Source organism: Diaphorobacter sp. LR2014-1 (assembly GCF_002916785.1).
Classification (GTDB): Bacteria; Pseudomonadota; Gammaproteobacteria; order Burkholderiales; family Burkholderiaceae_C; genus Diaphorobacter; species Diaphorobacter nitroreducens.
Window position 1 is genome coordinate 85,129 of the sequence record NZ_MTBE01000010.1, and the last position, 10,566, is coordinate 95,694.

Genomic DNA, 10,566 nt, shown 5'->3' on the forward strand with positions numbered 1-10,566 from the left:
GATCGAAGAATATGTATTGCGTGACGACCGGCCATGCTAGCCGGTGCGCCTGCGCCCCAAGGGTGGAACAAGACGGGCTTTGCGGGCTAGATCAGCCTCAGGCCGCCGCGCCCTGCCCGGCAAGCGAGCGCACCGCGGCCCGCAGCGGCGCCACCTGCCGGCACACCAGCGCCAACTGGGCCTGCACGAGCGATAGGCCGTCGCCGGAGGCATCGGCCGCCTGCTCCAGCGCCAGCGCCAACTCCTCGGCAGCGCCATCCTCCTGCGCCAGCGCATGCCGCCCGCGCAGCGCCTGGGCCATCTGCTCGATCTGGTCCGCGGCCTCACGGGCGGCGCGCTCTGCCAACGAATCGGCCGCCACGTCGGCCGGCAGACCGCGGTGCGCACCCAGGGCCGACAGATAGCTCAACAGCGTATGCGAGAGCACCAGCAACTGCAGTCCCACGCGCGCGTGGCGGCGCACCCAGCGCGGCTCCAGCAGCATGTGCGACAGGGCGGCGGACAGGGCCGCATCGGCGTTGTGCGCCACGCGGCGCGCCAGGCGGTAGTCCAGGTCGTCGTCCTTGCCCGTGGCGTACTGCGACATGATCTCGCGCAGGTACAGCGCATGGGCCTCCAGCGCCTCGGCCGCAACGGCACCCAGGCGCTTGCCCTGCCAGTCAGGCAATACCAGAAACATGGCGGCCGCCGCGATGAGACTGCCGATCACCGTGTCCAGCAGGCGCGGCAGGATGAGCGTGTAGCCTTCGCCCGTGGTCTGGTTGAAGCACAGCAGCACCATCAGCGTGATGGCCGCCGTGGCCAGCAGGTAGCGCTGGGTGCGCGTAAGGAAGAACAGCACCCCCGCCGCCACGGCCAAGAGCGCCTGCAGGGTCGGGCTGGGGAACAGCTCCAGCAACGCCCAGCCCGCCACCAGCCCCAGCGCGGTGCCCAGCACGCGCCGCGCCACGCGGGACACGGTGGCCCCATAGGTCGGCTGGCAGACGAACAGCGTGGTCAGCAGGATCCAGTAACCGTGCCTGGGGTCCGTGAGCTGCATGGCGGCATACCCCGCGGCCAGCGCCAGCGTGAGGCGCACCGCATGCCGAAACAGCACCGAGCGCGCATGCAGCTGCGCACGCACGCGGCCCCACGCATCGGCCAGCGAGCGCGGTGTGCGGTCGAACAATGCGATGTCCCCCAGCACCGCGTTTTGCATGGGCAGCGTGGCGGTGGTGAGTTGCGCGTCCAGCGTGCTGAGGTTGCGCGCCAGCGCGCGCAGCGAGCGCAGCGGGCGCTGCCAGGCGCTCTGGCCCTGGCGCTCCAGGTAGGTGATGGAATCATGCAGGTCTGCCAGCGCCTGCGCATGCCCCGCATCGCGTACCAGCGGGCGACGCCGGCGCAGTGCTTCACCCAGTTGCGTGCAGGCCATGCCCTGCAGCGTGAGGACGCGCTGGCAGCGGTACAGCACATCGCTGTGAAAGAGCACGTCCGCCCATTCGTTGTAGTGGTAGTGCGAGGAGCTCGCGCGCTCGTGAATATCCTGGGCGATGAAATACAGGTTGAGCAGCTGCAGCAGCCGGCCCTGGGGCGGCTGCGCGTCCATGCGGCTGAACAGGCTTTCCTTGGCGCTGTTGAGCGCCGCCACCACGCGCGCATTGGTCTGTGCCAGCGCCAGCCGCCTTTGCTGCACATCCACGCCGCGCACGGGCTCGAAGACGCTGGCCTTGAGCCGCAGGTAGGCGCCCAGCTCCTCGTACAGCGCGGCCATGCCATGCCGCAGGGGCAACAACGGCGTGAGCACACACCACGCCAGCGACAGCAGCCCGTACCACCCCGCGCCCGCCAGCAGCAGCGCAGGCATGCGCCACCAGGGCTGCGTGTCGCCCGCACCCTGGGGCACGCTGAGTGCCGCATACAGCGCCAGGATCACCGTGGCCGAAGCGATCGCGCGGTAGCGCCCGCCGACCGCGCCCAGCAATGTGAAGACGAAGCTGCACACCAGCAGCACCACCAGGAACCACAGCGGCTGGTCCACGAGCGCCGCCACCGGGAAGGCCACCAGCGCGAAGCACGCCAGTGTGACCAGCAGCGCCTTCAGGCGGCCGCGCCAGCTGTCATCCGTCTCGGCCAGCGCAGACGCGAGCACGCCCAGGAACAGCGGCACCACCAGCTCCACCTGGTGCGTGCCCCAGCTCCAGGCCATGGCGCCGCCCAGCGCGAGCAGCACGCGCAGGCCGTAAGCCCAGGCGACCTGCGCGCCCAGGCGTTGCAGCCACTGCGCCGTGATGCCGTCTACCACGCCCGTACCTCAGCCCGTGTTGCGCAGCCCCGCGGCAATGCCGTTGATGGAGATGTGAATGCCGGTCTGCACGCGCTCGTCGCCCTGGCCCGCGCGCCAGCGGCGCACCAGCTCCACCTGCAGGTGGTGCAGGGGGTCGATGTAGGGGAAGCGGTGCCGTATGGAGCGCGCCAGCGCCGTGTTGGCCGCCAGGCGCTGCTTTTCCCCTGTGATGCGCGTGAGCGCGTCGGCCGTGCGCTGCCATTCGGCCTCGATCACGCCGAACACCTTTTTGCGCAGGCGCGCATCGGCCACCAGCTCGCTGTAGCGCGAGGCCAGCGCCAGGTCGCTCTTGGCCAGCACCATGTCCATGTTGGACAGCAGCGTGCTGAAAAAAGGCCACTGGCGGTACATCTTGCGCAGCAGCGCCAGCTGGGCTTTGGGGTCTTTGCCGGGCGTGTTCAAAAACGCATCTACCGCGGCGCCGAAGCCAAACCATCCCGGCAGCGTGAGGCGGCACTGGCCCCAGCTGAAGCCCCAGGGAATGGCGCGCAGATCCTCGATCTGCTGGCTGGCCTTGCGGCTGGCCGGGCGCGAGCCGATGTTGAGCTCGGCAATCTCGCGGATCGGCGTGGAATTGAAGAAGTAATCGGTGAAGCCCGGCGTCTCGTACACCAGCGCGCGGTAAGCCTCCATGCTGGCCTGCGAGAGCTGCTCGGCGGCTTCCAGGAACGCCTTGGTGGCGGACTTGGTGGGTTGCAGCAGCGTGGCTTCCAGCGTGGCGGCCACCAGGGTCTCCAGATTGCGCCGGCCGATCTCGGGGTTGGCGTATTTGGAGGCGATCACCTCGCCCTGCTCGGTCAGGCGGATCTGCCCGCGCACGGTGCCTGGCGGCTGCGCCAGGATGGCCTGGTAGCTGGGTCCGCCGCCACGCCCCACCGTGCCGCCACGACCGTGGAACATGCGCAGCTGGATGGGCGCGCCCGCCTGGGCGGCGTTCATCTCGTCGAACAGCGCCACCAGCGCGATCTCGGCGCGGTACAGCTCCCAGTTGCTGGTGAAAATGCCGCCGTCCTTGTTGCTGTCGCTGTAGCCGAGCATGATGTCCTGCTCGGCCCCGCTGGCGCGCACCAACTGCACGATGCCAGGGATCGCGTAGAACTCGCGCATGATGGGCGCGGCATTGCGCAGGTCCTCGATCGTCTCGAACAGCGGCACCACGATCAGGTCCGCCCTGGCGCCCGTGTCCAGCGTGCCTTGCAGCAGGCCCACTTCCTTTTGCAGCAGCAGTACCTCCAGCAGGTCGCTCACCGTCTCGGTGTGGCTGATGATGTAGTGGCGGATGGCGTCGTCGCCATAGCGCTCGCGCATCTGGCGCGCGGTCTCGAAGATGGCGACCTCGCCCGTCGTGTGCTCGGAATACGGCGCCCCCACCACGCGCAGGGGCCGTGCGTCACACAGCAGGCGCAGCAGCAGCGCGCGGCGCGCGGGCTCGGGTAGGGCCTCGTAGTCGGACTCCACCCGGGCGGTGGCCAGCAGTTCGGCCACCACGCGCTCGTGCTGGTCGGAGCTTTGGCGCAGATCCACCGTGGCCAGGTGGAAACCGAACACTTCCACTGCGCGCATCAGCGGGCGCAGGCGTTCGCCCACCAGGGCCGCACCGCGGTGCGAGCGCAGCGAAGCCTCGATCACGCGCAGATCGGCCAGGAAGTCGCCCGCGCTGGCATACGCATTCTGTGGAGCTACGGCATGGCGTGCAGCCTCGCCGCCCGTCAAATCCCTGAGCGTGGCGGCCAGGCGCGCGTACACGCCCGTGAGTGCGCGGCGGTAGGGTTCGTCGCGGCGGTGCTCGCTGGTGTCGGGCGAGCGTGCGGCGAGCTGCAGCATCTCGGCCGAGACCTGCACCAGGTTGCTGGAGAGCGACAGCTCGCGCCCCAGGTGATGCACCTCGGTCAGGTAGTGGCGCAGCGCCACCTCGGCCTGGCGGCGCAGGGCCAGGGCCAGCGTGTCGGCGCTCACGTTGGGGTTGCCGTCGCGGTCGCCGCCGATCCACTGGCCCATGCGCAGGAAGCTCGCCACGGGCTGGTTGCCGCCCAGCTCGCGCTCCAGCTCGGCATAGATCTTGGGGATCTCGTGCAGGAAGGTGTATTCGTAGTACGAAAGGGCGTTCTCGATCTCGTCGGCCACGGTGAGCTTGGAGTAGCGCAGCAGCCGCGTCTGCCACAGCTGGGCCACGCGCGCGCGCAGCTGCGCCTCGTTGGCGGCCAGCTCGCGCGGGGTGAGCGTGTCCTTCGCGCTGTTGTAGAGCTGGGCGCGCGCCTGGATATCGTCGCGCTGGGTGAGCAGCAGGGCGATCTCGCGCTCCGCGTCCAGGATGCTCTTGCGCTGCACCTCGGTCGGGTGGGCCGTGAGCACCGGCGCCACATAGCTGGTGGCCAGCGTCTGCGCCACGGTGCGCGGCGCGATGCCGGCCCAGCGCAGGCGCGCCAGCGCCACCTCGATGCTGCCCTCCTGCGCGCTGCCCGCGCGCTCATGCACGGCGCGGCGGCGGATGTGGTGGCGGTCCTCGGCCAGGTTGGCCAGGTGGCTGAAATAGGTGAAGGCGCGGATCACGCTCACCGTCTGGTCGCCCGTCAGGCCCTTGAGCAGCTTCTTCAGCGCCTTGTCGGCCTCGTGGTCCGCGTCGCGCCGGAAGGCCACTGACAGTTTGCGGACCTGCTCCACCAGGTCATAGGCGGCCACGCCCTCCTGTTCGCGGATCACGTCGCCCAGGATGCGCCCCAGCAGGCGGATGTCCTGGATCAGCGGCAGGTCCTTGTCGGTCTTGCGGGCGGGCGCCGGCGCCGCGGCGGCGTCGGTCTTGCGGGCGGGGGCGGTCATGCGCAAAGGTCTCCTGGCGCGCCGATGGGATGGTTGATGGAATGGCGCGGCTGTTGCAGCGCAGCATGCTAGCATTCCCCGCTGCCCCGCCGCCGTGCCTGCGGGGGCCGAGACAGACGCCGCAATGACCACTCCCTCCCCCTCGCTTCCTTCCATCGTGATCGCCACGCGCGAAAGCCAACTCGCGCTCTGGCAGGCCGAGCATGTGCAGTCCTTGCTGCGCGCGCGCGGCCACGCCGTGGCGCTGCTGGGCATGACCACGCGCGGCGACCAGATCCTGGACCGCACGCTGTCCAAGGTGGGCGGCAAGGGCCTGTTCGTGAAGGAGCTGGAAGTGGCGCTGGAGGAAGGCCGCGCCGACATCGCGGTGCATTCGCTCAAGGACGTTCCCATGGAGCTGCCCCAGGGCTTCGCCCTGGCCTGTGTGATGGAGCGCGAGGACCCGCGCGACGCCTTCGTGTCGCCCGGCTACGCATCGCTGGACGAGCTGCCCCACGGTGCGGTGGTGGGCACGTCCAGCCTGCGCCGCCAGGTGCTGCTGCAAGCGCTGCGCCCCGACCTGCAGATCGAGCCGCTGCGCGGCAACGTGCAGACGCGCTTGCGCAAGCTGGACGAAGGCCAGTACGCGGCCATCGTGCTCGCGGCCGCAGGCCTGAAGCGCCTGGGCCTGCACGAGCGCGTCCGCGCCGTGTTCACGCCCGAGCAGATGCTGCCCGCCGCCGGCCAGGGCGCGTTGGGCATCGAGATCCGCGGCGACCGCCACGACCTGCGCGAGGCGCTGGCGCCGCTGGCCCATGAGCGCACCTGGCTCACGGTGACGGCCGAGCGTGCCGTAAGCCGCGCCATGGGGGGGAGCTGCTCCATGCCGCTGGCCGCGCATGGCCAGTGGGACGGCGACACGCTCTCGCTGCGCGCCGCCTGGGGCGACGTCGCGGCCCGGGTGCCGCTGGTACGCGCCGAGGGCGTGGCCCCCGTGCATACGCTGGAGCAGGCCGACGCGCTGGGACTGGCCGTCGCCGCACAGCTGCGCACTGCGGGCGCGGTGGGAGCGCTCTGACCTTGCCCGTGCCGCCGCCCCGGGCCATCGTCACGCGCCCCGCGCGCGAGGCCACGCAGTGGGCCGCCGATCTGCAGGCGCGCGGCATCGCCGCGCTGGCGCTGCCACTCATCGCCATCGGCCCGGTGACCAACCCGGCTCTGCGCGAGGAACTGCAACAGGCCCGCGCACGGATGGACCGCTACTGCGCGGTGATGTTCGTGAGCGGCAACGCGGCGCAGTATTTCTTTGAATCAAATATGCCTCTAACGCTTTCTGGACAAGCGTTAGCAGCTATCAAAACGAGAGTATGGGCTCCCGGCCCCGGTACCGTGGCGGCACTCGTGCAGGCCGGGGTTGCGCCCGAGCGCATTGACGCTCCCGGCGCCGACGCCGCGCAGTTTGACTCCGAGGCCCTGTGGCAGGTGGTCGCGCCGCAGATCGGCCCGGGCGACCGCGTGCTCATCGTGCGTGGAGCCAACGCCCCCACGGCCGAGGGCGGCAACGGGCGCGAATGGCTGGCCCGGCAGATCGCCGCTGCGGGTGGCGCGGTGGACTTCGTCGCCGCGTACGAGCGCGGCGCACCCTGCCTCGACGCCCAGCAACTGGTGCTGGCGCAAGCGGCCGCCAGCGACGGCTCGGTCTGGCTGCTGAGCAGTTCCGAGGCCATCGCCAACCTGCGTGCTGTGTTGCCCGCGCAACACTGGGGCATGGCCCGCGCCCTGACCACCCACCCGCGTATCGCGCAGGCCGCACGTGCGGCCGGCTTTGGCAGCGTGCACGAATGCCGTCCGGCGTTCGATGAAGTGACAGCCTCGATAGAATCGCTTTATGAGCAATGAGTCCTCATCCGGGCTGCCCGCACCGGCGCCCGCCGCTCCCCGGCCCGCCGCGGCCCACGGCGGCCGCGCGACCCTGTTCGCGCTGAGCGCCATCGCCATTGCCGCGCTGGCCAGTTCGGTGATGCTGTGGCAGCGGCTGTCGTCCATCCAGGAGCAGTTGGCACGCCAGTCGGCCGACTCCGGCGCCCAGGCCATCGAGGCGCGCACCATGGCCCAGCAAGCGCAGGAGCTGGCGCGCGAGACCTCCACGCGCCTGGCCGTGGCAGAAGCCCGCGTGAGCGAAGTCGCGCTGCAGCGCAGCCAGCTGGAAGAACTCATGCAAAGCCTCTCGCGCACGCGCGACGAGAACCTGGTGGTGGACTTGGAAGCCGCCATCCGCCTGGCGCAGCAGCAGGCCCAACTCACGGGCAGCCTGCAGCCCCTGGTGGCCGCGCTCAAGAGCGCGAGCCAGCGCGTGGAGCGCGCATCGCAGCCGCGCCTGGCGCCCGTGCTGCGCGCCATGGGCCATGACCTGGAGCGCCTGGAGCGCGCCAACGTCATCGACACTGCGGGTCTGCTCGGCCGCCTGGACGACCTGGTGCGCCAGGTGGACGAGCTGCCCCTGCTGGGCAGCGTGGCCCAGGCAGCCAGCATGCGCCGCCCGGCGGGCGAGGCGACGGCGCCCGCCCCCGCTGCGAGCACCGCCAGCCAGCCCCGCTGGCAAGCCACGCTGCACCGCACCTGGGAAGGTGTGCGCGACGAGGTGCGCGGCCTGGTGCGCGTGAGCCGCATCGACCATCCCGACGCCATCCTGCTCGCCCCCGACCAGGCCTTCTTCCTGCGCGAGAACCTCAAGCTCAAGCTGCTCAATGCACGGCTGGGCCTGCTGGCGCGTCGCATGGATTCGGCGCGCGCCGACCTGGCCGGCGCCTACAGCGCGCTGGGCAAGTACTTCGATCCTGCCTCGCGCCGCACGCAGAACGCCATCGAGGCCCTGCAGCAGCTGCAGGCGCACATGAAGACCGTCGAAATGCCCGCGCTGGAGGACACCTTCGCCGCGCTGGCCACGGCCGCGGCCGGCCGTTGACCCGCCCCTAGGACACTCTGCCCATGCGCGCAGCACTCTGGTTCCTGGCCCTGTTCGGTGTGGCCGTTGCCGTCGCCCTGTTTGCGGGCAACAACCAGGGCACGGTCACGTTGTTCTGGCCGCCCTACCGCATCGACCTGTCCCTCAACATGGTGCTGATGCTGCTGTTCGGCGGCTTCACGCTGCTGTACGCGGCGCTGCGTGCCCTGGCGGCGCTGCTGGAGCTACCCATGCAGGCGCGCCGCTGGCGCCTGCTGCAAAAGGAGCGTGCCATGCACGGTGCGCTGCTGGATGCGCTGTCGCAGATGCTGGGAGGGCGCTTCCTGCGCGCCCGCAAATCCGCGGAATCCGCGATCGCGCAGGAGCGCGCCCTCGAAGACGCCAAGGAAGCCCTGCCCCATGGCCGTCGGCTGCGCACGCTGGCCCACATGGTGGCCGCGGAAAGCTCGCATGCGCTGCAGGACCGTGCCACGCGGGAAGCACACTTGCAGCAGGCGCTGGACAACATTCCCGATCGTGCGGTCGCCATCGAGCAGGAATTGCGCGAGGGCGCGCAGCTGCGCGCTGCACGCTGGTCGCTGGACGAGCGCGACGCCACCACCGCGCTGGAGCGCCTTTCCGTCCTGCCGGCCGGCACGGCGCGCCGCACGCTGGCACTGCGCGCCAAACTCAAGGCATCGCGCCTGTCGCACCAGACCGAGCAGGCGCTGGAAACCGCCCGTCTGCTGGGCAAGCACCACGCTTTTTCGCCGGCCGCCGCCGAGAGCATCGTGCGCGGCCTGGCAATGGAACTGATCAACGGCGCCTACGACCCGGCCCAGTTGCAGCGCATCTGGCTGGGGCTGGAGCCCCATGAGCGCGCCATGCCCGAGATTGCCGTGCATGCGGCGCAGCGCCTGGGCCAGTTGGGCGGCGATGCGATGCAGGTGCGCGCATGGCTTCTGCCGGTGTGGGAACGCATGACGGACCCCGCTCAGCCCCCGCTGCCCGATGCCCAGGTGCTCAAACTGGTGCGCGCGCTTGAGGGCAGCCTGCAGGCGCTGGATGCCAACTGGCTGGCGCGCATCGAGTCCGCCCAGCAGGCGGCTCCGCGCAACGCGCGTCTGCAATACCTGTCGGCCAAGGCCTGCCTGCAGCGCAACCTGTGGGGCAAGGCCCAGCAACTCTTCACCCAGGCCGCTCAGCAGCTTACCGATGCGTCGCTGCGCGCCAGCGCTTGGCGCCATCTTGCCGAGCTGGCCGAGCAGCGCGGCGACGCAGAGGCCGCCGCGGATGCCTGGAAGAAAGCCGCCCAGGCGAACGCCTGAGTAACCGTCTTCGAAGTCAAGCGCAATGAAGCGACTTGTCCCAAGGTTTTCCAGTGCGCACCATGGCGTTGAGCGTGGTGAGCAACTTGCGCATGCAAGCGACCAGGGCGACCTTGGGCAACTTGCCAGCGGCCTTCAGACGCTCGTAGAAGGCCTTGATGGCCGGGTTGTAGCGGGTGGCCGTGAGCGTTGCCATGTACAGCACGCGGCGGATCTCGAAGCGCCCGCCTTGTACGCGCCGCCTGCCCTTGCTGCCGCCGGAGTCATTGGCCATGGGCGCCACGCCCACCAATGCAGCGATCTCGCGCCGGTTCAGCCGGCCCAGCTCTGGCAGCTCGGCAATCATCGTGGCACTGGCCACCGGGCCGACTCCCGCAGCCGACTGCAGCAGCGTGTCGAGCTCCCCAAAGTGCTCGCGCACATGCGTGACCATCTGCTCTTCGATCTCATCGAGCTGCGCCTTGATCGCCGCCTCGATGGCCTCGATGCTGGCGTGCAGCTTCTTGGGCGTGATCTGCAGCCGTTGGCGCTCCGAATGGAGCATGGTCAGCAACTGGCGCCTGCGCGTGACCAGGGCCGCGAGCCACTGCTGGCGCTCATCGGCCAGGGGGCGCAAGAAGCGCTGCAGATCGTCGCGGCGCAGCAGCACCGCTGCCAGCTCGGCCAGCGTGCGCGCATCCACCGCGTCGGTCTTGGCCAGGCGTCCCATGGATTTGGCGAAGTCGCGCGCCTGGCGCGGGTTGATGACCGCCACGGGCAGGCCTGTGGCCTGCAGGGCACACGCTAACGCGGCCTCGTAGCCGCCGGTGGCCTCCATCACCACCAGACCCACGTCCAGGGGCTGCAGGGCAGCCGCCAGCGCCGAGTGGCCTTCGGCATCGTTGTCAAACCGCTGGGCGCTGCTCTTGGCACCCAGCACACAGACATCCACGTGCGCCTTGGCCACGTCGATGCCCACCGTCACTGAGGTAACAGACATGATCTTCAGATCCCTTGCTTGTGCATGCGCGCTCAATCAAGGCGCGCGTAACCGTTCGGGCTTCACGAAGACCAGCGCGGCGGCCATGCGTTCTGTACTCAGTCACGGGCTCTATCACCCCAGCGCCTACCAAACTGCACGGGCCGGTCTGGCCGCCTCAACGGCGTTCAGACTCTACCGCGCTGGTCTGGTTTAA

At 70.0% G+C, this 10,566-nt stretch carries 7 protein-coding genes; 4 read left to right on the top strand and 3 right to left on the bottom strand.

Annotated features, from left to right (window positions below; translation table 11 throughout):
- Positions 1-97: 97 nt before the first annotated feature.
- Both yccS and ppc read right to left on the bottom strand, forming a co-directional pair.
- The gene (yccS, locus tag BV908_RS10175; protein ID WP_103738044.1) at positions 98-2,281 is read right to left on the bottom strand and encodes a YccS family putative transporter; all 2,184 of its coding nucleotides are present in this window, start codon (positions 2,279-2,281) and stop codon (positions 98-100) included.
- Positions 2,282-2,290: 9 nt separating this feature from the next.
- Positions 2,291-5,140 carry a phosphoenolpyruvate carboxylase gene (gene ppc, locus BV908_RS10180; RefSeq protein ID WP_103738045.1) on the bottom strand — a complete coding sequence of 950 codons (2,850 nt, stop codon included), beginning with the start codon at positions 5,138-5,140 and terminating at the stop codon, positions 2,291-2,293.
- Between the two features lie 124 nt (positions 5,141-5,264).
- Between ppc and hemC the strand changes: the two genes are divergently transcribed.
- Genes hemC through BV908_RS10200 form a run of 4 tightly spaced genes read left to right on the top strand, consistent with a single transcriptional unit; the run spans position 5,265 to position 9,391 of the window.
- Positions 5,265-6,197, top strand: a complete 933-nt coding sequence (hemC, locus tag BV908_RS10185; RefSeq protein ID WP_103738046.1) for a hydroxymethylbilane synthase — start codon at positions 5,265-5,267, stop codon at positions 6,195-6,197.
- A 2-nt stretch (positions 6,198-6,199) separates the two neighbouring features.
- The gene (locus BV908_RS10190; RefSeq protein ID WP_103738047.1) at positions 6,200-7,018 is read left to right on the top strand and encodes a uroporphyrinogen-III synthase; all 819 of its coding nucleotides are present in this window, start codon (positions 6,200-6,202) and stop codon (positions 7,016-7,018) included.
- Positions 7,008-8,084 carry a uroporphyrinogen-III C-methyltransferase gene (locus BV908_RS10195; RefSeq protein WP_103738048.1) on the top strand — a complete coding sequence of 359 codons (1,077 nt, stop codon included), beginning with the start codon at positions 7,008-7,010 and terminating at the stop codon, positions 8,082-8,084. Before BV908_RS10190 ends, BV908_RS10195 begins: the two co-directional genes overlap by 11 nt.
- 23 nt (positions 8,085-8,107) lie before the next feature.
- Entirely contained in the window at positions 8,108-9,391 is a 1,284-nt protein-coding gene (locus BV908_RS10200; protein WP_103738049.1) for a heme biosynthesis HemY N-terminal domain-containing protein, read from the top strand.
- 16 nt (positions 9,392-9,407) lie between these two features.
- On the opposite strand, the gene BV908_RS10205 is transcribed toward BV908_RS10200, so the two are convergent.
- Entirely contained in the window at positions 9,408-10,373 is a 966-nt protein-coding gene (locus BV908_RS10205) for an IS110 family transposase (protein ID WP_078465000.1), read from the bottom strand.
- Between the last annotated feature and the right edge of the window lie 193 nt (positions 10,374-10,566).